At 61.3% G+C, this 21,391-nt stretch carries 19 protein-coding genes and 1 tRNA gene; 12 read left to right on the forward strand and 8 right to left on the reverse strand.

Annotation, left to right across the window (positions count from 1 at the left end; genetic code table 11):
* Positions 1 to 154 precede the first annotated feature (154 nt).
* Both AAEO81_RS11490 and AAEO81_RS11495 read right to left on the reverse strand, forming a co-directional pair.
* A tRNA-Ser gene (locus AAEO81_RS11490) sits at positions 155 to 244 on the reverse strand.
* 165 nt (positions 245 to 409) lie between these two features.
* On the reverse strand, positions 410 to 1,159 hold the full coding sequence (locus AAEO81_RS11495) for a 3-oxoacyl-ACP reductase family protein (RefSeq protein ID WP_341963740.1): 750 nt from the start codon (positions 1,157 to 1,159) through the stop codon (positions 410 to 412).
* Positions 1,160 to 1,279: 120 nt separating this feature from the next.
* On the opposite strand from AAEO81_RS11495, the gene AAEO81_RS11500 reads away from it, so the two are divergent.
* Both AAEO81_RS11500 and AAEO81_RS11505 read left to right on the forward strand, forming a co-directional pair.
* A complete protein-coding gene (locus AAEO81_RS11500; protein WP_341964520.1) occupies positions 1,280 to 2,203 on the forward strand; it encodes a LysR family transcriptional regulator in 924 nt (307 codons plus the stop codon).
* Positions 2,204 to 2,215: 12 nt separating this feature from the next.
* Positions 2,216 to 2,776, forward strand: coding sequence for a cysteine hydrolase family protein (locus tag AAEO81_RS11505; protein ID WP_341963741.1), 561 nt, complete (start codon positions 2,216 to 2,218; stop codon positions 2,774 to 2,776).
* Positions 2,777 to 2,985: 209 nt separating this feature from the next.
* Here AAEO81_RS11505 and AAEO81_RS11510 read toward each other — a convergent pair whose 3' ends face one another.
* Entirely contained in the window at positions 2,986 to 4,923 is a 1,938-nt protein-coding gene (locus AAEO81_RS11510) for a methyl-accepting chemotaxis protein (protein WP_341963742.1), read from the reverse strand.
* A gap of 422 nt (positions 4,924 to 5,345) precedes the next feature.
* Here AAEO81_RS11510 and AAEO81_RS11515 point away from each other — a divergent pair, with 422 nt between their 5' ends.
* Genes AAEO81_RS11515 through AAEO81_RS11530 form a run of 4 tightly spaced genes read left to right on the forward strand, consistent with a single transcriptional unit; the run spans position 5,346 to position 8,916 of the window.
* Complete coding sequence (locus tag AAEO81_RS11515) at positions 5,346 to 6,317, forward strand: NAD-dependent epimerase (protein WP_341963743.1); 972 nt, start codon at positions 5,346 to 5,348, stop codon at positions 6,315 to 6,317.
* 33 nt (positions 6,318 to 6,350) lie between these two features.
* Entirely contained in the window at positions 6,351 to 7,094 is a 744-nt protein-coding gene (locus AAEO81_RS11520) for a glycosyltransferase family 2 protein (RefSeq protein WP_341963744.1), read from the forward strand.
* 1 nt (position 7,095) lies between these two features.
* A complete protein-coding gene (locus tag AAEO81_RS11525) occupies positions 7,096 to 7,389 on the forward strand; it encodes a lipid-A-disaccharide synthase N-terminal domain-containing protein (protein ID WP_341963745.1) in 294 nt (97 codons plus the stop codon).
* Positions 7,390 to 7,392: 3 nt separating this feature from the next.
* Positions 7,393 to 8,916, forward strand: coding sequence for a glycosyltransferase family 39 protein (locus AAEO81_RS11530; RefSeq protein WP_341963746.1), 1,524 nt, complete (start codon positions 7,393 to 7,395; stop codon positions 8,914 to 8,916).
* A 6-nt stretch (positions 8,917 to 8,922) separates the two neighbouring features.
* Here AAEO81_RS11530 and AAEO81_RS11535 read toward each other — a convergent pair whose 3' ends face one another.
* A complete protein-coding gene (locus AAEO81_RS11535; RefSeq protein ID WP_341963747.1) occupies positions 8,923 to 10,368 on the reverse strand; it encodes a SulP family inorganic anion transporter in 1,446 nt (481 codons plus the stop codon).
* Positions 10,369 to 10,766: 398 nt separating this feature from the next.
* Between AAEO81_RS11535 and AAEO81_RS11540 the strand changes: the two genes are divergently transcribed.
* Together AAEO81_RS11540 and zapE are read left to right on the forward strand one after the other, a co-directional pair.
* Positions 10,767 to 11,975 carry an MFS transporter gene (locus tag AAEO81_RS11540; RefSeq protein WP_166594985.1) on the forward strand — a complete coding sequence of 403 codons (1,209 nt, stop codon included), beginning with the start codon at positions 10,767 to 10,769 and terminating at the stop codon, positions 11,973 to 11,975.
* Between the two features lie 9 nt (positions 11,976 to 11,984).
* Positions 11,985 to 13,106 carry a cell division protein ZapE gene (gene zapE, locus AAEO81_RS11545; RefSeq protein WP_341963748.1) on the forward strand — a complete coding sequence of 374 codons (1,122 nt, stop codon included), beginning with the start codon at positions 11,985 to 11,987 and terminating at the stop codon, positions 13,104 to 13,106.
* A gap of 184 nt (positions 13,107 to 13,290) precedes the next feature.
* Here the strand turns inward: zapE and rarD are convergent, their stop codons facing one another.
* A complete protein-coding gene (gene rarD / locus AAEO81_RS11550) occupies positions 13,291 to 14,175 on the reverse strand; it encodes an EamA family transporter RarD (protein ID WP_341963749.1) in 885 nt (294 codons plus the stop codon).
* A gap of 268 nt (positions 14,176 to 14,443) precedes the next feature.
* On the opposite strand from rarD, the gene AAEO81_RS11555 reads away from it, so the two are divergent.
* Positions 14,444 to 15,085, forward strand: a complete 642-nt coding sequence (locus AAEO81_RS11555; protein ID WP_341963750.1) for an HD domain-containing protein — start codon at positions 14,444 to 14,446, stop codon at positions 15,083 to 15,085.
* A 279-nt stretch (positions 15,086 to 15,364) separates the two neighbouring features.
* Complete coding sequence (locus tag AAEO81_RS11560; RefSeq protein ID WP_341963751.1) at positions 15,365 to 16,516, forward strand: MFS transporter; 1,152 nt, start codon at positions 15,365 to 15,367, stop codon at positions 16,514 to 16,516.
* A gap of 221 nt (positions 16,517 to 16,737) precedes the next feature.
* On the opposite strand, the gene AAEO81_RS11565 is transcribed toward AAEO81_RS11560, so the two are convergent.
* Positions 16,738 to 17,172 carry a carboxymuconolactone decarboxylase family protein gene (locus AAEO81_RS11565; protein WP_166594990.1) on the reverse strand — a complete coding sequence of 145 codons (435 nt, stop codon included), beginning with the start codon at positions 17,170 to 17,172 and terminating at the stop codon, positions 16,738 to 16,740.
* A 238-nt stretch (positions 17,173 to 17,410) separates the two neighbouring features.
* Between AAEO81_RS11565 and AAEO81_RS11570 the strand changes: the two genes are divergently transcribed.
* The gene (locus tag AAEO81_RS11570) at positions 17,411 to 18,286 is read left to right on the forward strand and encodes an alpha/beta fold hydrolase (RefSeq protein ID WP_341963752.1); all 876 of its coding nucleotides are present in this window, start codon (positions 17,411 to 17,413) and stop codon (positions 18,284 to 18,286) included.
* Positions 18,287 to 18,521: 235 nt separating this feature from the next.
* Here the strand turns inward: AAEO81_RS11570 and AAEO81_RS11575 are convergent, their stop codons facing one another.
* Complete coding sequence (locus AAEO81_RS11575; protein ID WP_341963753.1) at positions 18,522 to 18,734, reverse strand: hypothetical protein; 213 nt, start codon at positions 18,732 to 18,734, stop codon at positions 18,522 to 18,524.
* 83 nt (positions 18,735 to 18,817) lie between these two features.
* Entirely contained in the window at positions 18,818 to 19,744 is a 927-nt protein-coding gene (locus AAEO81_RS11580; protein ID WP_341963754.1) for a LysR family transcriptional regulator, read from the reverse strand.
* Positions 19,745 to 20,089: 345 nt separating this feature from the next.
* On the opposite strand from AAEO81_RS11580, the gene AAEO81_RS11585 reads away from it, so the two are divergent.
* Positions 20,090 to 21,325 carry an OprD family porin gene (locus AAEO81_RS11585; protein WP_341963755.1) on the forward strand — a complete coding sequence of 412 codons (1,236 nt, stop codon included), beginning with the start codon at positions 20,090 to 20,092 and terminating at the stop codon, positions 21,323 to 21,325.
* Positions 21,326 to 21,391 lie beyond the last annotated feature (66 nt).

The following is a 21,391-nucleotide window of genomic DNA, read 5'->3' on the forward strand; positions in this document are numbered from 1 at the left end:
AACCGGATGGTCGTACTGCGCCTGCAGGCTTGCATGCAGTCAAAACGTAGCTTCGGTCCGATATGACGTCCTATGGATTAGTTTTCAAACGACAAAAACCACGAAGCCCCTGCAATTCTTGAAAAAATTCAGGGGCTTCGTGTTGTTGCGAATGTGGCGGTGAAGGAGAGATTCGAACTCTCGATACAGTTTCCTGTATACACACTTTCCAGGCGTGCTCCTTAAGCCACTCGGACACTTCACCGTATCTCTTCAGACGTTCAGTCTGTCGAGGCGCGCTAATGTATTCGAAGTCTCTTTCGAAGGCAAAGCTTTTTTTTAGATTTTTCATGCGGTTAAGCAGAAAAGCGCAAAGCCCCGGCGTCTTTTCAGAGCCGGGGCCTGTTGTTGCGCGGTGCGACGGGGGAGATCAGGCGCCGAAGCCGCCGTCGATGGTGAGGCTGGCGCCGGTAACGTAGCCCGCTTCAGGGCCTGCCAGGTAAGCAACCATGGCGGCGATTTCTTCGGATTTGCCGTATCGCGGCACGGCCATGAGGCCCAGCAGGGTTTCGGCGAAGTCGCTGTTGGCCGGGTTCATGTCGGTGTCGACCGGGCCGGGCTGTACGTTGTTGACGGTGATGCCGCGTGGGCCGAGGTCGCGGGCCAGGCCTTTGGTCAGGCCGACAAGGGCGGATTTGCTCATGGCGTAGACGCCGCCACCGGCGAAGGGCATGCGGTCGGCGTTGGTGCTGCCGATGTTGATGATGCGACCGCCTTCCTTCATATGCACGGCGGCTGCCTGAGTGGCGATGAACACGCTGCGCACGTTGATGGCGAGGGTGCGGTCGAAGTCTTCCAGCTTGAAGTCTTCCAGCGGGGCGATGGCGAGGACGCCCGCGTTGTTGACCAGGATGTCCAGGCCGCCGAAAGTTTCAACGGTTTTGGCGACGGCGTCGCGGATGTCCTGTTCGCTGGCGCTGTCGGCCTTGATCGCCAGGGCTTTGCCGCCGCTGGCGGTGATGCTGTCTTGCAGGGCGCGGGCTTTGTCTTCGGAACTGACGAAGGTGAAGGCAACCGCTGCACCTTGTTCGACCAGACGTTTGACGATGGCTGCGCCGATGCCGCGGGAGCCGCCTTGAACCAGTGCTGTTTTGCCGGTGAGGTTGGTTGGGTGAGTCATGTCGATCTCCTGTAACCCGTAAGTAGTGAGTGGATGGGCGTCAGTATCCTGCGTGGATTAGGTTCTCGGTAGCGGGTAATCGCGATAGTCTGTGTAAACCAGAAGTTGTGAATGAGTGCGATGGAAAACTTCAGCAGTATCGAATGCTTCGTCCGCAGTGCCGAGGTCGGCAGCTTTGCCGAAGCCGCGCGCCGTCTGAGCCTGACGCCTGCCGCGGTGGGCAAGAGCGTCGCCAAGCTTGAGACGCGGCTGGGCGTGCGGCTGTTCCAGCGTAGTACGCGTCGGCTGACTTTGACGGAAGCGGGGCAACGATTTCTCGGCGAGGTGCGCACCAGCTTCAACACGATCCAGAATGCCGTTGCCAATCTGGCCAGTGCGGAGGGCAGCCCGGCGGGCACGTTGAAGGTCAGCGTCGGGACGATTTTCGGGTGCTTGTACGTGGTGCCGCTGTTGGGAGAGTTTTTGCGGCGCTATCCGGCGATCACCCCCGACTGGCATTTCGATAACCGGCAAGTGGATCTGATCGGTCAGGGTTTTGATGCGGCCATCGGCGGTGGGTTCGACCTGCCCCAAGGCGTCGTCGCACGCAAGCTTGCACCCGCTCACCGTGTGCTGGTGGCCTCGCCGGACTGGCTTGAGGCTCATCCGAACCTGCGTCATCCCGATGAGTTGAGCGAGTGCGACGGCATTCTGATTCGTTCACCCCAAACGGGTCGCATCCGCTCCTGGCCGCTCACTCATCGCAATCAGGAGCAAACCTCGTTGCGCCTCAAACTGCGCATGACCATGAGCGATTCGGAAGCAGCCTGTCTGGCGGCCGGGCAGGGCCTCGGCGTGGCGCTGGTGAGCATGCCCTTCGCGGTGCCGTACCTGCGCAGTGGCGCGTTGCAGCGGGTGCTGCCCGATTGGTACGTTGAGGACGGTCACGTCTGCATTTATTACAGTGAGCACAAATTGCTGCCCGGCAAGACCCGGGCCTTTGTCGATTTCATCATCGAGCAGTTTGCCGAACAGCAGTGGGCGCGGCATTTCAGCGCCATTTGAATAGAGAGCGTCATGGATATTTCCCGCAAGGCCGCGTTGGTCATCATCGACATGCAACAGGGCATCAACCATCCAAAGCTGGGACGGCGCAACAACCCGGAGGCCGAGGCGCGGATGCTGGCGTTGCTCGCCGCGTGGCGCGACAGCGGGCGCACGGTGATTCATGTCCGGCATTTTTCCCGTTCACCGGATTCGGTGTTCTGGCCCCAGCAGTCCGGGGTCGAATTCCAGCCTGAGTTTTTGCCCTGGGACGGGGAAGGCGAGCTGCATAAGCAGGTGCCGGACGCGTTCTGCCATTCCGCGCTTGAGGGCTGGTTGCGAGCGGACGGGATCAATCAGGTGGTGATTGTCGGGGTGGTGACCAACAACTCGGTGGAGTCCACGGCCCGCACGGGAGGCAATCTGGGGTTTGAGGTGATCGTCCCCCATGACGCCTGTTACACGTTCGATGGCGCGGATTTTTTTGGCAAGGCGCGCAGTGCCGAGGACATTCATGCCATTTCATTAGGGAACCTGCACGGGGAGTATGCGCAGGTGGTGGCGACCGAGGACATTCTCCGGGGGCTCCTCTAGCCACACGACTTTGCTGGCGATTTTTCGGACGTCACCGTCAGCTAGCCATGCTGCCACAGGGGTACATGTATACAGCGAACCTCTGTAGGAGCGAATTCATTCGCGAGGCGGCGGTACATCTGACACATCAATGTCGCCGGGCAGATTTTTCGCGAATGAATTCGCTCCTACAGGCTTAGTGTTCCGGCCATGCAAGGTGTGTAACTCCTCTATAGCCTGAACCGCGCCATCTGCGCGGCGAGGTGTTCGGCCTTCTGCGACAACTTCTGGCAGTCCTCGCGGCAGGTCTTCACATCGCTGACGGTGGATTGCGCCAGGTCGGCGATGCCCTGCACGTTGCGGTTGATCTCTTCGGTCACAGTGCTTTGTTCTTCCGTGGCCGCCGCGACCTGATGGTTGCGGTCGGTGAGTTCTTCGACGTGTCCGGCGATGGCGTCCAGCGAATGACCGGTGCGACGACTGGCTTCAACGCCGGTGCCCGTGGCGGCCTGACCGGCACGCATGGAGGTGACGGCCTGATCGGCGCCGGTTTTCAGCTCGCCCATCATCTGCTGAATTTCCGTGGTCGCGCTCTGGGTGCGACCCGCCAGCGTCCGGACTTCATCAGCAACCACAGCAAAACCACGGCCCATTTCCCCCGCGCGAGCCGCTTCAATGGCCGCGTTCAGGGCCAGCAGGTTGGTTTGTTCGGAAATGCTGCGAATCACGCTCAGCACCTGGTCGATGGTCGAGATCTGCGTCGCGAGGTTTTCCACCGCACCCGCCGCCGTGCCCACGCCGTCTGACATGCTCTGAATGTGGCTGATGGATTCGCCGACCACGCGTTTGGCTGACACCGCTTCCTGATGGGTATTACGGGATACATCGGCAGCGGCACCGGCATTGCGGGCGATTTCCTGCACGGTCAGGCCCATTTCGTGAACGGCGGTGGCGACCATGTCCGTCATCTGTTGCTGCTTGAGCGCACGGGTAGAAGTGCTGTCCACCACCCGCGCCACGTCCACCACGCTGTGCCGCACCTGCTCGGTGGTCTGCAGCACGTCGCCGATCAGCAGGCGCAGGCCTTCGATGAAACGGTTGAAGCCCCGCGCCAGATCGCCCAGTTCGTTGGCGCGGCTGTCGTCGAGACGCCGGGTCAGATCACCCTGGCCGCCGCCGATGTCCACCAGCGCGTTCGTCACTTGCTGAATCGGCCGGACGATGCCCCGCGCAATCCAGGCGACAAAACCAAGGAAGCACAGCACCACCGCGAGGCTGATCGCTGAAATCGTCGTCAGCGCGTCTTTCGCCGGGCCATAAACTTCGGCCAGCGGTACTTCGCTCACCAGCGTCCAGCCGAGAGAGTCCACGGGTTTGGCCACCGCCACGTAAGGCTGGCCGCCGCGCTCGAATTCCAGCGCCTGGCCCTTGCCGCTTTGGCTGAGCAGGGTGCGGGAAGCCGCATCGCCCACCAGTTGCGTCAGCGATTCGCGGTCGTTGAAAGCAGCATTCGGGTGCACCTTGACCTTGCCGTCGGGGCTGACCAGGTACACCTGACCCTCTTTGCCGAAGTGGAAATCACGGACCATTTGCGACAGCGCACTCATGCTGAAACCCAGGCCCGCCACGCCGACCACGGTGCCGTTGTGCTCGATGCGCTGGTTAATGAACAGCGTTGGCACCTTGGTCGTGGCATCGATATCGATGTCCAGCGAGCGACGCTTGTTGCTGTCGAGGAAGCCGTAGAACCAGTTGTTGTCCGTCGGGCCGCGTTGCAGGGTGCGGTCGGCGCCTTTGTTGGTGATGTAGTGGCCGCTGTCCTTGGCGACGATGAAGGTGGTCAGCGCGTTGTGCTGTTCCTTGATCTTCGCCAGGTAGCGGATGAAGGCCGCCTGTTGCGCAGGATCTTCGCCATTGCCGAGCCAGTCCGAGACCAGCGTGTTGTCGCCGATGTCGCTGGCCGCCGTAAGAGGCGCCGCCAACAGCCGTTCGAGGTCGTTGCGGATAGCATCGACGCTGGCAGGCATGGCCTGTTGCAGCAGATAACGATCAGTCAGTTTGTTCAGGGCAAAGGCGTAGATGCCAATCACGATCAGGCTGCTGATCACCAGCGCGGCCCCCATGCTCAGGGTCAATTGCCACTGAATACTCTTTCGCCAGACAGGCATGGAAAAACTCCGCAAATACGAGTGCACAACCACGATGGAACAGTGCTGGTGGGGGCGGCGGAGCAATAAATGGGCCATGAAACTGATCAAGTGGTCAGATTATGGAGGCCATACACGTCCGTAACCCTCTGATTCAAAGGTCGTGATCCGTCTGACGTTTTGTTTCAAAAAGATTTCAAAGATAAGTTGTGTACAAGAAATGAGTATTTTTGGAACAAAAATAATGCGGTGCCCATGCGCCTTGCGCGAGAAGCGTGCACTAAGCGCTCGCCGCTGCCATTTGGCTGACGCGTATGTGCACCGGCCTGCTCAGGCCGTCGTCGTACCGTCATCTGCCACACACAAAACGGTCATTCGCGATTGATATAAGGCTCTCCAACCGAATAAACATGTCATTCCCGCAGAGCCATGGACGTGAGCGCATGAAAATACTGATCACCGGGGCCGCAGGTTTCATCGGCTATCACACGGCAAAGCGTCTGTGCCGTGACGGTCATCAGGTGGTGGGGGTCGACAACCTCAACAGCTATTACAACGTCGAGCTGAAACAGGCGCGTCTGGCGCAGTTGGCCCCTCACGGCAACTTCCGGTTTCAGAAGCTGGACTTGACGGACAAGCAAGGTCTGCTGGACGTGTTCGCCGAGCAGCATTTCGACCGGGTCATTCACTTGGCCGCCCAAGCGGGCGTGCGTTACTCCATCGACAGCCCCGATACCTACGCGCAAAGCAATCTGGTGGGGTTTCTCAACGTGCTGGAAGCCTGCCGGGCTCACACGCCGGCCCATCTGATTTATGCCTCTAGCAGCTCGGTCTATGGGCTCAACCAGAAGCTGCCTTATGCCACCCGCGACGCGGTGGACCAGCCGATTTCCTTCTATGCCGCGACCAAACGCGCCAACGAGTTGATGGCGCATTCCTACGCGCACCTCTATGGCATTCCTACCACCGGCCTGCGCTTTTTTACCGTGTACGGCCCGTGGGGAAGGCCGGACATGGCGCTGTTCAAGTTCACCGACGCCATCCTCAAGGGTCGCCCCATCGAGGTGTACAACGACGGTGCCATGTCCCGTGATTTCACCTACATCGACGACATCGTCGAAGCCCTGGTGCGCCTGATCCCACTGCCGCCCGAGGCCGCAAACGGTGCACCCAACAAGGTCTACAACATCGGCTTCGGCTCCCCGGTGAAGCTGCTGGATTTCGTCGAATGCCTCGAAGACGCGCTAAACACGCGAGCCATCAAGCACTTTATGCCGTTGCAGTCGGGAGACGTGCTCAACACCTGGGCTGACACCCGCGAGCTGGAAGCGCGCGTCGGTTTCCGGCCGCAGGTCACGGTTGCCACCGGTGTGCCGTCGTTCGTCGATTGGTACTGCAGTTATTACGGGGTTTAACCGCTCTCTCTTTTGTCTTTTGCAAGGAATGTCATGCACGCAACCCCTTATGTGTCGGTTCTGATTCCTGCCAAGAACGAAGCAGGCAACCTCATTCCCCTGCTCGAAGAAGTGCGCGCCGCGTTTGCGGACGAAGCATTCGAAGTGATCGTCGTGGACGACGGCAGCACCGACGCCACGGCGGCCCAGCTGCGCAGCCTGCAAGAGGGTGGGTACAGCCAGCTCCGCGTGCTCAGCCACACCCGTTCGTTGGGTCAGAGCACCTCGGTGTATCACGCGGCCGAGGCGGCGCGGGGTCTGTGGCTGGCGACGCTGGATGGCGACGGGCAGAACGACCCGGCGGACTTGCCCGGCATGCTCGCGCTGGTGCGCGGCTCCGAGGGCAAGCCGGACGGCGTGAAGCTGGTGGCCGGGCATCGGGTCAATCGGCAGGACACCGCAAGCAAGCGCTGGGCGTCGCGCTTTGCCAACAAGTTACGCAGCAGTCTGCTCAAGGACCAGACCCCCGACACCGGCTGCGGCATCAAGCTGATCGAGCGCGAGGCGTTTTTGCGGCTGCCGTATTTCGACCATATGCACCGCTTCATTCCGGCACTGATCCGCCGCCACAACGGCCGGATGCTGGTGCACCCGGTCAATCACCGCGAGCGTGGGGCCGGGGTGTCCAACTACGGCAACCTGGACCGTGCGCTGGTGGGCATCCTCGACCTGTTCGGCGTGTGGTGGCTGATCCGCCGCACCCGACTGGACGTGAACGCACGGGAAAGCGAGGTCTGACATGGGCAGAGAATCGTTGTGGCTGGCGGTGGGTTTCATCGGCCAGTTGGCGTTTACCGGGCGTTTCGTCCTGCAGTGGCTGTACAGCGAATACAAGAAGCGCAGCGTGATTCCGGTGGGCTTCTGGTACTTGAGCATCATCGGCAGCGCGCTACTTTTGGCCTACGCGATCTACCGACAGGACCCGGTGTTCATCGTCGGCCAGTCCTTTGGTTTCATCGTCTACCTGCGCAACCTGCAACTGATCGCCAAATTCAAAGAGCAGCCCGACGGCGTCGTCGAACAGAAGGATTGAGCCGTGCGGATTCGATTGGCGAACCCTCGCCTGGCGTTGTGGTTTTTTGTCGTGTTGTCGGTGTTGCTGTTGGGCGCAGGACTCGGTTGGCGCCAGCCGCTGAACGTCGATGAAGAGCGTTTTCTCGGCGTGGCGCTGGAGATGCTGCAGAACGGCTCCTGGTTCATTCCCCACCGTGCCGGAGAAATCTATGCCGACAAACCGCCGCTGTTCATGTGGACGGTGGCATTGTTCGTACAGCTGACCCATCTGCCGAAAGTCGCGTTGTACCTGCCCGCGCTGATCGCAGGGGCGGTGACCACCGGCTGCCTGTATGACCTGGGGCGGCGCTTGTGGGGGCGACGTGTCGGGGTGATTTCGGCGCTGCTGTTTCTCTGCACCTATCAGAGCTACAGCATTCTGCAGACCGGGCAGATCGATGGCTTTCTCGCCTTGTGGACGGTGCTCGGCATTTATGGACTGTGTCGTCACCTGCTGCTCGGGCCGGACTGGCGCTGGTATTACCTCGCCTGTGCGGCAATGGGGTTCGGAATCATCAGCAAAGGGGTGGGGTTTCTGCCTGCCTTGATGCTGATTCCTTATGCCTACGCGGTGCGCAAAGGCTGGAGCGGGGTGGTCGCAATGCCCTCCGGCAGCACCAAAAAATGGTGGCTGGGGTTGCTGGTCGCTCTGGCGGCCATCGCTGTGTGGCTGGTTCCGCTGCTGGTGATCGTCGCGCAAGGCAGCGCCGACAGCGTCGCCTATGCGCAGGAAATTCTGTTCAAGCAAACGGCGAGTCGCTACGCCAACGCCTGGGATCATCGCGAGCCGTTCTGGTACTTCTTCGTTCAGGTCATCCCCAAATACTGGATTCCGATCCTGTTCATGCTGCCGTGGCTGGTGCCCGCGTGGCGCAAGCAGCTGTTGCGGCACGACGGCCGGGTGCTGGTATTGCTGGGCTGGGTGGCGTTGGTGCTGGTGTTTTTCAGCATCAGCACCGGCAAGCGCAAGCTGTACATTTTCCCGGCGGTGCCCGCGCTGGTGCTGGTCAGCGCGCCGTTGATCCCGTGGATGCTGCGCCCCTGGTTCAGCAAGCGGCCCAAAGGCCGAACAGTGTTCGTCTCGCTGACCGTGCTGTGGTTGTGCGCGTGGTGCGTGCGCGGCTTTGTCGAGCCTCGCCTCGAAGGCATCAATCCTCACGAAACCATGATGCGCGAGGTGGCCATGGCGACGCAGAATGCCGACCTCGTTCTGGTGGATTGGCGGGAGGGGCATTGGGTCTTCGCCCAGCAGCCACTGGTGCACTTCGGCTTCAAGGACGCGCAACCGCTGGAGCATTCGGTGATGTGGCTGCGCAGCCATCCGAACGCTTTTGCGCTGGTGCCTGCGCAGGCTATGTCGCGCTGCTACGAGCCGCAGAAGGCCCGCAGCGTGGGCGATATGTCCCGCGCCGAATGGTTTCTGGTCGGGGCCGATGCCGACAACGGCCAGTGCCAGGCGGCGCTCCCCGACAAGACCTACCGCTTCACCTGGCAAAAGCCTCTCTAGCGCCGATCAGGCGTGCTGCACACCGGCACGCTTGAGCAGCTTCTTGCAGCGCTCCGACAAGTGCACCACCCGCAGGTGCTTCCCGGCTTTTTCGTAGCGTTCACGCAGGGTCATCAGCGCGGCAATCGCCGAGTAGTCGACGAAGCGAAGATGGCGGCAATCCAGCGTGGCGATGGCCGGGTCTTGTGCCGGGTCAAATTGATTGAGAAAGGTCGTGGTCGAGGCGAAGAACAGCGTGCCGTGCAATTGGTACAGCTTGCTGCCGTCGGCGTCGGTGTGGCTGTCGGCATACAGCTCGCGGGCCTGTTGCCAAGCGAAGTTCAGTGCCGCGATGAGGATGCCAAACAGCACGGCGGTGGCCAGGTCGGTGAGCACGGTGACGATGGTCACGGCGATGATCGCCAGCACGTCGTTCAACGGCACCTTGCGCAGCACCCGCAGCGAGGCCCAGGCGAAGGTCTGCTGCGACACCACGAACATCACGCCCACCAGCGCCGCCAGTGGAATGCGCTCGATCAGCGGCGACAGAAACAGCACGAACATCAGAATCATGACCCCGGCGACGATGCCGGACAGACGACCTCGGCCTCCCGAGCTGAGGTTGATCACGGTCTGGCCGATCATCGCGCACCCACCCATCCCGCCGCACACCCCCGAGGCAATGTTCGCCACGCCAAGCGCCACGCACTCGCGGTCCGGGTAACCGCGGCTTTCGGTGATTTCGTCGGTGAGGTTGAGGGTCAGCAGGGTTTCCAGCAGGCCGACCAGCGCCATGAGAATCGCGTAAGGGGCGATGATGCCCAGTGTTTCCAGGTTCCACGGCACGTCCGGCAAAGCCACGCTCGGCAGGCCGCCCGCAATGTGGGCCATGTCGCCGAGGGTGCGGGTTGGCAGGTGGAAGAAGTAAACCAGCAAGCCGACGCCGAGGATCGCGACGAGGGCGGGGGGCACCGAACGGGTCAGGCGCGGCAGCAGGTAGACGACCGCCATGGTCAGCGCGACGAGGCCGAGCATCAGGTACAACGGCGTGCCGCTGAGCCAGTTTTCGCCGCTCTTGAAGTGCTCCAGCTGCGCCATGGCGATGACGATGGCCAGGCCGTTGACGAAGCCGAGCATCACCGGATACGGCACCATCCGCACCAGTTTGCCGAGCCGCAGCAGGCCGAACGCGATCATCACCAGCCCGCCCAGCAACACCGTCGCCAGCAGGTATTGCACGCCGTGTTGCACCACCAGCGCGACGATCACCACCGCCATCGAGCCCGCCGCCCCCGACACCATCCCCGGCCTGCCGCCGAACAGGGCGGTCAAAGTGCAGATGATGAACGCGCCGTACAGGCCCATCAGCGGGTTGAGGTGCGCGACGAGGGCGAAGGCGATGCACTCAGGAACGAGGGCAAACGAAGTGGTGAGGCCGGCAAGAACGTCGGCGCGCAGGTGAGCGGGTTTCATGGGTTACCTGAAAGAGAAGGCGCAAAGGGTGGGGATGTTACGGAATGTGAGGCGCGAGGTCGATGATAGAGGGCTTCGGCAGAGGCGGGATCGCGGCGAGTCTGACTGTTTTTGATTCTGGCGGGAGGCCGTAGGAGCTGGCTTGCCTGCGATCTGTCGCAAAGCGGCAGTAAAATCAGCCACCTTGGTTGTGTCAGGTTAATTGAGTCGCCGGGGTTTGCTGCCGCTTCGGTCGGGCGCGACCCCGGGCCGATCGTAGGCAAGCCAACTCCCACGCCTTCGGCAGAAACAGGCATGTGCATGAGGCAAATGAATTTATCTCAGTGTCCAGTCAACCCGGATTGTGTAACGATGTTTGGCCTGAATGAACACCGCTCATTGCCAAGGACAGCACCCCAATGCTCGCCGCGCTCAGACATTACCCTGCCTCCGTCAATCTCCTGCTGTCGTCGTCGCTGTTTCTGACGCTGGGCAGGGCGATCACCTTGCCGTATCTGGTGATTTATCTGTCCTCCAACTTCACCCTTGGCATCAGTGACATCGGCATGATCGTCGGCAGCGCGCTGATCGTCGGCTCGCTGCTGAGCCTGTATGGCGGCTACCTCACCGACAAACTGTCGAGCTACAAGCTGATCCTGTGTTTCACCGGGTTCTTCTTTGTCGGTTTCATCGGCATGTGCCTGACGGGCCGGTTGTGGCTGTTCTTTCTGTTTCTGGTGTCGTTCAATTTCGCCTATTCGGTGATCGACATCGTGGTCAAGGCCGCGTTCGGCAAGCTGCTGCCGGTGGCGGAGCAGAGCAAGGTGTTTTCGGTGCGCTACACGCTGATCAACATCGGCTACGCGGTCGGCCCGTTCATTGGCGCGGGGCTGGCGCACTGGAACATGAAGTTGCCGTTCCTGATGTCGGCGGCGTTGGGGTTGGGCTTTTTTGTGGTGTACGCGATGTACGGTGACCGCAAGCTCAGTTCGGCGGACCCTGCCAACGCGCCCATCTCGTTCCTCGCCGTGGGGCAGATTCTGCTCAAGGATTATCGGCTGGTCTGCTTCACGGTGGGCGGCGTGCTCAGCGCGGTGGTGTTCGGTCAGTTCACGGCCTACATCTCGCAGTACCTGGTGACCACAAGCACCCCGGAATTCACCTACAGCGTCATCAGCTCTGTCGTGGCGGTGAATGCGGCGGTGGTGATCTGCCTGCAGTATTTCGTCGGCAAACACATCAGCCATCAGCATCTGAATCAGTGGCTGACAGCGGGTTTCAGCCTGTTCCTGATGGGGGTGGTGGGTTTCGCGATGTCGAGCACCGTGCTGCACTGGTCGCTGGCCGTGGCCGTGTTCACCCTTGGCGAGATCATCGTCTTCCCGGCCGAATACATGTTCATCGACCGTATCGCCCCGACGCATTTGCGCGGGATGTATTACGGCGCGCAGAACCTGTCCAACCTCGGCGGCGCGCTCGGGCCGGTGCTGTGTGGTTTTGCCCTGGCGGCGCAGCCACCGGCGTTCATGTTCTATATGCTGGCGGGCTTCATCGTGGCGGGTGGCTGTTTCTACCTGTTGGGGGCGTCGTACTCCAAGCGCCACGATCCATCCTCCAGCCCGAGGTGACCGGTTTCGATGAGTGCGCTTTCCCCACTGGATGCCTGGCAGCAGGCGGTCGACACACAGGATTTTCAGCCGGACGAGGCCCAGCGCCAGGCCGCGCAGCAATTGCAGGCGTGCTGGCAGGCGCTGCGTGACAGTGGCCCTCGCGACGCGCTCAAGGGCGTGTACCTGTGGGGGCCGGTGGGGCGCGGCAAGACCTGGCTCATGGACCGGTTTTTCGACGGCCTGACCGTGCCCGCCCGACGCCAGCATTTTCATCACTTCATGCGTTGGGTCCATCAGCGGCTGTTCCAGCTGACCGGCGTGCCTCATCCCCTCAATGTGCTGGCCCGCGAACTGCGGCAGGACGTGCGGGTGCTGTGCTTCGACGAACTCTTCGTCAATGACATCGGCGATGCGGTGATCCTCGGCGGGTTGCTGCGGGCGATGTTCGACGAAGGCGTGGTGCTGGTCTGCACCTCCAACCAGTTGCCCGAGCAGCTGTACGCCACCGGGCACAACCGCGAACGGTTCGTGCCGGCGATCACGGCGATCAATCACTTCATGACAGTGGTGTCAGTGGACGGTGGCGAAGACCATCGCCTGCACCCCGGCCAGGCGCAGCAGCGGTACTGGGTGACGCCCGAATCGGGGCCGAGCGCGTTGGTGGAAGTCTTCGACACCCTGAGCAGCGGCGAGCTGGTGTCGATCCGGCCCGTGCCATTGGGGCGGCGACATCTGGCCGTGGTGCGCAGCAGCAAGACCGTGGTCTGGTGCCGTTACAAAGACCTGTGCGAACAGCCGTTGGCGGCGATGGACTTCATCGAATTGTGCGACCGCTACACCGCCGTGCTGGTGAGCGAAGTGCCTGCGTTGAGCGCGCCGCAGCGGGAAGGGCGGATTGCTCGGGGCACCGAGGATGGCGTTGAGCAAGTGGTGGCGGGGGACCGCGAACTGCCGCAGTTGTCACCTTACGATGATGGCGTGCGTCGCTTCATTGCCTTGGTGGACGAGTGCTACGACCGCAAGGTGCCGCTGTATGTGGAAGCAGCGATGCCGATGCAGGACCTGTACACCGAGGGTTATCTGGCGTTTGCCTTTCGCCGGACGTTGAGCCGGTTGCAGGAGATGCAACTGGCGCGGTTTGGGCGTTGAGCGGGACCAAACATCGTTGGCGCGGTGGGATCCCTGTGGGAGCGAATTCATTCGCGATGCGGATGATCAGACGATACATCTCTATTGGCTGTACCGAACCCATCGCGAATGAATTCGCTCCCACAGTTAGATCTGCGTCCACCTCGAGATCAGGTGACCCGAGGTGGAGCCGCAGATTCGGCGATCAGACGTTATTCCGCCGCCGCTGCACCAGCACATGCTTGGCGCCTTCGCCCATCAGCACCATCACCCCGAGCCAGATCGGCAGGTAGGTCATCCATTCATCCCGGCCGATGCTTTCACCCAGCAGCAGCGCCACGCCCACCAGCAACACCGGTTCGACGTAGCTCAACAGCCCGAACACGCTGAACGCCAGCAGGCGGCTCGCGAGCAAATAGCTGACCAGCGCCGAGGCACTGATCGCCCCGAGGATCGGGATCAGCACATAGAAGCGCGGAAATTCCTCGACCACCCCCGGATTGCCCTGGCAGATGAACAGCACCGCCACCGGCAGGATCAGCAGCATGTCCCACCACAGCCCGCCAAGGTTGTCGGTCTTGAGCTTGCGCCGCAGCACGAAGTAGATCGGGTAACCGCCACACACGAGCAGGGTTTCCCAGGAAAAACTCCCCAAGCGGATCAGCTCGTTGCCGACACCCACCATCGCGCACGCGGCGGCGATTTTCTGGAAGTAGGACAGCCGCTCGCCATAGACAACGCGGCCCGTGAGAATCATCGTCAGCGGCAGCAGGAAATACCCCAGCGACACCTCCAGACTGCGCCCATGCAGCGGCGCCCACAGAAACAGCCACAGCTGCACGCCCATCAGCGCGGCGGACAGCATCATCGCGCCCAGCAAGGCCGGGGTCTGGCGGATGCGGTTCGTCATGGCGCGCACCAGTTTCCAGTCGCCGCTGGACAGCATGAACACCGTGACGCAAGGCAGGGTCAGCAGCATGCGCCAACCGAATATTTCTTCTCCACTCAAAGGTTTCAGCAATGAGGTGTAGTAGTACATGACCGCGAAGAGGCAGGAGGCCATGACCGATAACGCAACACCCTTGTACACAGGGGCTCCTTGGTTCGGTTCAAAAGGACAGGGTTTGGACGCGCAACCCGTGCCAAGCTCTGATGGCCCGCTTGCAGGAAGCGGCGCACAGTCTAGCCGAACCCCCGACCGCCGTTCGCTCGCATTCTGGTAAACCCAAGGTCCGCTGGCAGTAAACGATGCACCTTTGGCAGAGAACGAGACCGTGCGCTCGTTGAGGCGAAATCCACGGTCCCGGAGAATTGTCCTCAACGCGCCACACCGGCGCCGCTGACTGAGGACGACCCCCATGACCCAAGAAATCGCCGGTATCAAAATCCCGGATAGCGCCCTGGCCCGCGCCACCACCGAATACATCCGTGATGAAGAAGACGACCTGCTGTTCAACCACAGCCGTCGGGTGTTTCTGTGGGGCGCGTTGACCGGCGAGCGCAAAGGCCTCAAGTACGACGCCGAGCAGTTGTACGTCGGCGCGATGTTCCATGACCTGGGCCTGGTGAAAAAACACAGCAGCCCGGACCTGCGTTTCGAAGTGGACAGTGCCAACGCAGCCCGTGCGTTCGCCAGGCCGTTCGGTTTGTCGGAAGGCGATCTGGAACAGGTCTGGTTGTCCATCGCGCTGCACACCACGCCCGGCGTTCCCGAGCACCTGCGCCCGAACGTTGCACTGGTGACGGCCGGTGTTGAAATGGACGTGCTGGGCATCAACTACGACCAGTTCAGCGACCAGCAGCGCGAAGTCGTCACCCACGCCCACCCGCGTGGTGAAGCGTTCAAAGAATGCATCCTGTGCGCCTTCGCTAACGGCTTCCGCCATAAGCCAGATACGACCTTCGGCACCGTGAACGCCGATGTGCTGGTAGACGAAGATCCGAAGTTCAAACCGCTGAATTTCGTCAACATCATTCGTCAGTCGCCTTGGAAGGCGTAACGAGTACGCGGTTGAACCTGTAGGAGCCGGCTTGCTGGCGAATGCGGTCAGTCAGTCGATACTTTCGTGACTGCCCCGACGCATTCGCCAGCAAGCCGGCTCCCACGGTATTTTGTCTGCGATACCGCTAATGTCGGCGGCCTAAGCCACAATCTGCAGGTTGAGGCATTCCTGAGGCATCACCCCTCGACATTCCTTCTTCGGCATTCGCCCGTGCTTTGTTAGGCTTTCGTCTGGTTGGCCCATGACGGGCCGACATGTTTGCAAAGGGAGCGGCGAATGACCTCCATCGGCACTGCGGCACCGGTCGTGCCTGGGCGGCTGGAACAGTTTTCCACGCGGGTGGCGTTTTTCATCACCGGGTTCAGCATTTCCGCGTGGGCGCCGCTGGTGCCGTACGCCAAGAGCCGCCTGGGTCTGGACGACGCGAGCCTGGGCCTGCTGCTGTTGTGCCTGGGCATCGGCTCGATTCTCTCCATGCCACTGGCTGGCGCCATGACCGTGCGTTACGGCTGTCGGCGCATCATCGTCGTGGTCGGCAGCATCGCCTGCCTGTGCCTTCCCTTGCTCGCGACCCTCACGAGTGTGCCGCTGATGGTGGCGACGCTGTTCGTCTACGGCGCCAGCATGGGCGCCTTGGGGTGCGTCACCAACATTCAGGCGATCATCGTCGAGCGGGCCAGCGGCAAGACCATGATGTCGGGCTTTCATGGGCTGTTCAGTTGTGGGGGGATTCTCGGCGCGGCAGGCGTTTCTGCGCTGTTGAGCGTGGGCGTCTGGCCGTGGCTGACGATGACCTTCGTCGCGCTGTTCATCGGTTTGGCGTTGTACAAGGCGGGTCCGAACATGCTCGGTTACGGCAGCGAAGCGGGCGGTCCGGCGTTCGCGATTCCCCACGGCGTCGTGCTGTTCATCGGCCTGATGTGCTTCACCGTGTTCCTCACCGAAGGCGCGATGCTCGACTGGAGCGCGGTGTTCCTCAGCGCCCAGCGGGGCGTCGAACCGTCCTACGCCGGGTTCGGCTACGCGGTGTTCGCCCTGGCCATGGCCATCGGCCGATTGTGCGGCGACCCCGTCGTGCGCCGCTTGGGCGTGCACAAGATTATTCTGTTCGGCGGGCTGTGCGCGGCGGTCGGGATGGCTGTGGCGACGTTGCTCCCCTATTGGCAGGCCGCATTGTGCGGTTACGCATTGGTGGGCATCGGCTGCTCCAATATCGTGCCGGTGTTCTACAGCGCGGTGGGGCGGCAAAAGACCATGCCGGAAAACGTCGCGGTCCCGGCCATCACGACCCTTGGTTACATCGGCATTCTGATGGGGCCGGCGGGCATCGGTTTCGTCGCCCACCTCAGCAGCCTCGGCGTGGCGTTCCTCATCATTGCGGTCATGCTGTTGGGGGTGGCAATCAGCGGTCGCTACCTTCGGGTGTAGCGGCGGTCAGCTTCGAGCTACAAGCTACAAGCTACAAGCTACAAGCTACAAGCGGGCGTTGCGTCGACTTCTTGCAGCTCGCGGCTTAAAGCTTGTCGCTGCTTCAAGTCGCAGCGACGAGATTCAAACCAGAAGCCATGATCGCCGTCGCGCCGCCCTCTTGCAGCTTGCAGCTCACAACTCGTCGCTGCCCCTCTTGCAGCTCACAACTCGTCGCTGCTTCAAGGCGTCATGGCAAAGCCAACCCCAAACCGGTTCCACGCATTGATGGTGGCGATGGCCAGGGTGATGTTGGCGACTTCTTTTTCGCTGTAATGCTCTAGCAGCGCTTCGTACTGATGCTGCGGCGCGTGGTGGATCGACAGTTGGGTCAGGCTCTCGGTCCAGGCCAGTACGGCCTTTTCTTTTTCGGTGAAGAAGTTGGTTTCGGCCCAGACGGTCACGGTTTGCAGGCGGGCTTCGGTTTCGCCAGCCTTGCGGGCGTCGTTGGCGTGCAGGTTGACGCAGTAGGCGCAGCCGTTGATCTGCGAAGCGCGCAGGCGGATCAGTTCCAGCAGGGAATGTTCAAGGCCCGAATTGACCACGGCGTTTTCCAGCGCGGACATGGCTTTGTAGGCTTCCGGCGATTTTTGACCCCAGGCGATGCGCTTGTTCATGTGCGTGTGCTCCGTTGGAAAGGTAAGAAACGTCGTTGAACGTGGTGCTACGTTACGCCCAGACTGGCCGGGGCCGAATAGCCAATGGGGTGGGATATCAGGAGACCAATCGCGCCATTCCCGGGCGATTGGTCTCCTTGCTGGCAACACGCTTCATGAACGCCGCTGCCACGTTTTGCGGCTTGCCCCGGCCGCTCAGCGATCTAGGATGAGCAGGAATAATCACAAGGAGTCATTCATGTTCGCCGGATTCCAGAAAGACCAGCGCCAGGTCAATGGTGTGCAGATCGCCTACCGCATCGGTGGCAACGGGCCGGGGTTGCTGTTGTTGCACGGGCACCCGCAAACCCATGTCATTTGGCACAAAATCGTCGAGCGGCTGAGTCAGCGTTTCACCGTGGTCGCGGCCGATTTGCGCGGTTACGGCGACAGCGGCAAACCCCTCGCGACGGATGACCATTCCAGCTATTCCAAACGGGAGATGGGCCGCGACATGGTGGCGTTGATGCGCGAACTCGGGCTGCCGAGGTTCTCGATTCTGGCCCACGACCGGGGTGCTCGCGTGGCGCATCGACTGGCGCTGGATCATACCGATGCCGTCACCCGCATGACGTTGCTCGACATCGCACCCACGTTGGCGATGTACAGCCAGACCAACGAAGCCTTCGCCCGGGCGTACTGGCACTGGTTCTTCCTGATCCGCCCGGCGCCGTTGCCGGAAACGTTGTTGGAAGCCGATCCAGAGCAGTACCTGCGCAGTGTCATGGGCAGCCGCAGCGCCGGGTTGACGCCGTTCACCGATGAAGCGTTCGCCGAATACGTGCGCTGCGCCAAGCTACCGGGCACCGCACGTGGGGTTTGTGAGGATTACCGCGCCAGTGCCACCATCGACCTGGAGCACGACCGCGCCGACCTCGACGCAGGTCATCATCTGCAATTGCCGCTGCAGGTGCTGTGGGGGGCGGAAGGCACCGTGGGCAAATGCTTCGACCCGCTGAAAGAATGGCAGCAGGTCGCGACCAACGTGAGGGGCAGGGCGTTGCCGGGTGGGCATTATCTGGCGGAAGAAATTCCGGAAACGCTGATGGCTGAGGTGATGCCGTTTTTGACGTAATGATTGAGGCGAATCAGTCACCGGTGATCCAGATTCGTTTGTGAGTCTTCGTGTGGCGGAAGATCTTCTTCACGCCCCCGATTCTGTGCTGAAGCGCAGTCCTTTGTAGGAGTGAGCTTGCTCGCGATGAGGGATGTGGCATCGATACACATTGGGATGTTGCACCGTTCATCGCGAGCAAGCTCACTCCTACAGGGATGGATATCGGACAGCAGGCAGCAGGCAGCAACAACCTTCAATCCTCACCCGCCTCCAACACAAACCCCTCCGGCATTTCCTGCGCGTATTCATTCACCACCTCCCGCGTCAGCCCGACGATGTCCTCCACCAGTTCCATCCCGGCGCCGGTTCGCCAGCTTGCAACGATGTCCATCACTGTCTGTGCTGAAGCGCAGTCCTTTGTAGGAGTGAGCTTGCTCGCGATGAGGGATGTGGCATCGATACACATTGGGATGTTGCACCGTTCATCGCGAGCAAGCTCACTCCTACAGGGATGGATATCAGACAGCAGGCAGCAGGCAGCAACAACCTTCAATCCTCACCCGCCCCCAACACAAACCCCTCCGGCATTTCCTGCGCGTATTCATTCACCACCTCCCGCGTCAGCCCGACGATGTCCTCCACCAGTTCCATCCCGGCACCCGTGCGCCAGCTTGCGACGATGTCCATCACTGGCGGCAAGGGCACGTTTTCGATCTGGGTCAACACGCCCTGCGCCAGTTCCCCGCGCACCAGGGTGACCGGTAATGCACCAATACCGAACCCATCGCGCACCAGTCGGGTGATGGCCGAGGCCGAGTTCACGCAGTTGATGCGCGGGGTGATGATGTTCGCCATGTGCAGCATGTTGAGGATGTCCTGGTGGGGCCGCGAGTTGCGCGAAAACGTGACGATCCGCTCCTGCGCGATCTCTTCCAGCGTCACGTCCGGCCGGTCCAGCGGCGAGCCGGTCGGCACCACCCAGTGCAGCGGATAGCGCGCCAGCATCGCGTTGCGCACGCTGTCGAAGCGCAGGATGTCGGTCTGGAAAATGATGTCCTGGTAGCCCTTTTCCAACTGCGAACACAGGTTGCTCGCCGTCTCGGCGGTCAGCTCGATTTCCAGATTCGGGTAACACTTCATCAGGCGTGTTACCAACGGACTGAGCCAGGTGTGTATCACCGTATCCATCGCGCCGATGCGGATTCGGCCCCGCACCTGGCTCGGGTCCTTGATCGCCGCCTTCATGGTTTGCAGGGTGTCCATGATGTGCTCGGCGTATTCCAGCACCCGCAATCCTTCGGACGTCAGCGACACGCCCTTCGAGTCCCGCACGAACAATCGCACGCCCATTTCGTCCTCCAGGGCCGCGATCCGGCTGGAAATGGAGGCTTGGGTGCTGAAGAGTTTTTCGGCGGTCAGGCGAAAGCTTTTCAGCCGTGCGACCCAGACGAAGGTTTCCAGAAACTTGAGATTCACCGAGCGATTTCCTTGAGCGATTGAGCGGCGGCGCGGGCAGTCGAAGGCGGCTTTTACCTTCGTCATCTGCGACAGGTGCCTCGTACGGTCAGCAGGTTACATGCCACTGCCCCAACAGAAATTTTTATGAGGCATAGCGGTTTTTTCCCGTTGGACGCCACGCGCCAGCCTGCCGAAAGATGACCGCCGACACGAGAAAGGTACGACGCCGGGGCCGAATCACTTCGCCCCGACTCACGCGTCCAGCCTTCAGGGTCGGGGTGTTTCAATGCCCGACCTCATTCATCAGCTGCGCTCTGCCAGCAGTCGGTCGTTACCGCTGCGCGCTCATGGGAAGAGGCTTCAATGACACATAACAACCAAAAATACGTCTGTGCGTTGCTCGTTGGCGGCGCGACGCTGACTTACGGATTGACCGCACACGCCGATTTTTTCGGCGACAGCAAAGGCGAGCTCGAAGCCCGCAACTTTTACTTCAACCGCGATTTTCGACAGACCGGCGCTCGGGACAAGGCCGAGGAATGGGCGCAGGGGTTCCTGCTGCGTCTGCAGTCGGGCTACACCCCCGGCACCGTCGGCTTCGGCCTGGATGCGCTGGGCATGGTGGGGTTGAAGCTGGATTCGGGCGACGGCACGGCGGGCACCGGGTTGCTGCCCGCTGACCTGTCGTCCGGCGGCTCGCAAGATGACTACGCCAAGCTCGGCCTGACCGCAAAAATGAAGGTGTCGAAGACGGAGCTGAAAGTCGGCTCGCTGTTCTTCAAGGACCCGGTGATCAATTCCAACGACACCCGCCTGTTGCCCCAGACCTTTCGCGGCGGGCTGTTGACTTCGAAGGACCTGAACAACTTCACCTTCACCGGCGGGCACATCGACCGCATCAAGGCCAACAGCTCCTCGGACTTCACCGAGATGAGCGCCAATCGCATCGGCGGCACCAGCAACGATTTCAACTTCGGCGGCGGCGACTATCAGGTCACCCCGCAACTGGCGTTGAGTGCCCATTACGGCCAGCTGGAAAACGTTTATCAGCAGTATTACGGCGGGTTGGTGCACGTGCTGCCGTTGGGCGTGGGGCAGAGTTTGAAGTCCGACATCCGCTACGCCAGCAGTCGCGAAGACGGCAACTTTCGCGACCTGGACAACAAGGCCTTGGGTTCGATGTTCACCTACAAGGTCGGCGCTCAGGCGTTTGGCCTCGGCTACCAGCGGATGACCGGGAGCGATCCGTTTCCCTACATCACGGGCAGCGATCCTTACCTGGTCAACTTCATCCAGATCGGCGATTTCGCCAACGCCAAGGAGCGCTCGTGGCAGGCGCGATATGACTACGACTTCACAGCGCTGGGGCTGCCGGGCCTGACGTTCATGACCCGCTACGTGTCCGGTGACAACGTCGAACGTGCGGCAGGCGGCGAAGGCAAAGAGTGGGAGCGCAACATGGACATCGGCTACGTGATTCAGAGCGGTGTGTTGAAGAACCTGGGCGTGAAATGGCGCAACGCGACCGTGCGTTCGAACTTCGGCAATGACCTGGACGAAAACCGGCTGATCGTGAGTTACACGCTGCCCCTGTGGTGAGTCGCACGCCCTTGTACCGGCACACCGCTGTAGCAGCACCACAAGCCGGGCTGCTACAGGTTCGCG

The organism is Pseudomonas sp. RC10 (genome assembly GCF_038397775.1).
GTDB lineage: Bacteria > Pseudomonadota > Gammaproteobacteria > Pseudomonadales > Pseudomonadaceae > Aquipseudomonas > Aquipseudomonas bambusae.

What these genes read in the sequence shown, in the direction of transcription:
- AAEO81_RS11495 (WP_341963740.1), bottom strand. Translation starts at nt 1,159, where the DNA reads ATGACTCACCCAACCAACCTCACCGGCAAAACAGCACTGGTTCAAGGC.
- AAEO81_RS11500 (WP_341964520.1), top strand. Translation starts at nt 1,280, where the DNA reads ATGGAAAACTTCAGCAGTATCGAATGCTTCGTCCGCAGTGCCGAGGTC.
- AAEO81_RS11505 (WP_341963741.1), top strand. Translation starts at nt 2,216, where the DNA reads ATGGATATTTCCCGCAAGGCCGCGTTGGTCATCATCGACATGCAACAG.
- AAEO81_RS11510 (WP_341963742.1), bottom strand. Translation starts at nt 4,923, where the DNA reads ATGCCTGTCTGGCGAAAGAGTATTCAGTGGCAATTGACCCTGAGCATG.
- AAEO81_RS11515 (WP_341963743.1), top strand. Translation starts at nt 5,346, where the DNA reads ATGAAAATACTGATCACCGGGGCCGCAGGTTTCATCGGCTATCACACG.
- AAEO81_RS11520 (WP_341963744.1), top strand. Translation starts at nt 6,351, where the DNA reads ATGCACGCAACCCCTTATGTGTCGGTTCTGATTCCTGCCAAGAACGAA.
- AAEO81_RS11525 (WP_341963745.1), top strand. Translation starts at nt 7,096, where the DNA reads ATGGGCAGAGAATCGTTGTGGCTGGCGGTGGGTTTCATCGGCCAGTTG.
- AAEO81_RS11535 (WP_341963747.1), bottom strand. Translation starts at nt 10,368, where the DNA reads ATGAAACCCGCTCACCTGCGCGCCGACGTTCTTGCCGGCCTCACCACT.
- AAEO81_RS11540 (WP_166594985.1), top strand. Translation starts at nt 10,767, where the DNA reads ATGCTCGCCGCGCTCAGACATTACCCTGCCTCCGTCAATCTCCTGCTG.
- zapE (WP_341963748.1), top strand. Translation starts at nt 11,985, where the DNA reads ATGAGTGCGCTTTCCCCACTGGATGCCTGGCAGCAGGCGGTCGACACA.
- AAEO81_RS11555 (WP_341963750.1), top strand. Translation starts at nt 14,444, where the DNA reads ATGACCCAAGAAATCGCCGGTATCAAAATCCCGGATAGCGCCCTGGCC.
- AAEO81_RS11560 (WP_341963751.1), top strand. Translation starts at nt 15,365, where the DNA reads ATGACCTCCATCGGCACTGCGGCACCGGTCGTGCCTGGGCGGCTGGAA.
- AAEO81_RS11565 (WP_166594990.1), bottom strand. Translation starts at nt 17,172, where the DNA reads ATGAACAAGCGCATCGCCTGGGGTCAAAAATCGCCGGAAGCCTACAAA.
- AAEO81_RS11570 (WP_341963752.1), top strand. Translation starts at nt 17,411, where the DNA reads ATGTTCGCCGGATTCCAGAAAGACCAGCGCCAGGTCAATGGTGTGCAG.
- AAEO81_RS11575 (WP_341963753.1), bottom strand. Translation starts at nt 18,734, where the DNA reads ATGTGTATCGATGCCACATCCCTCATCGCGAGCAAGCTCACTCCTACA.
- AAEO81_RS11585 (WP_341963755.1), top strand. Translation starts at nt 20,090, where the DNA reads ATGACACATAACAACCAAAAATACGTCTGTGCGTTGCTCGTTGGCGGC.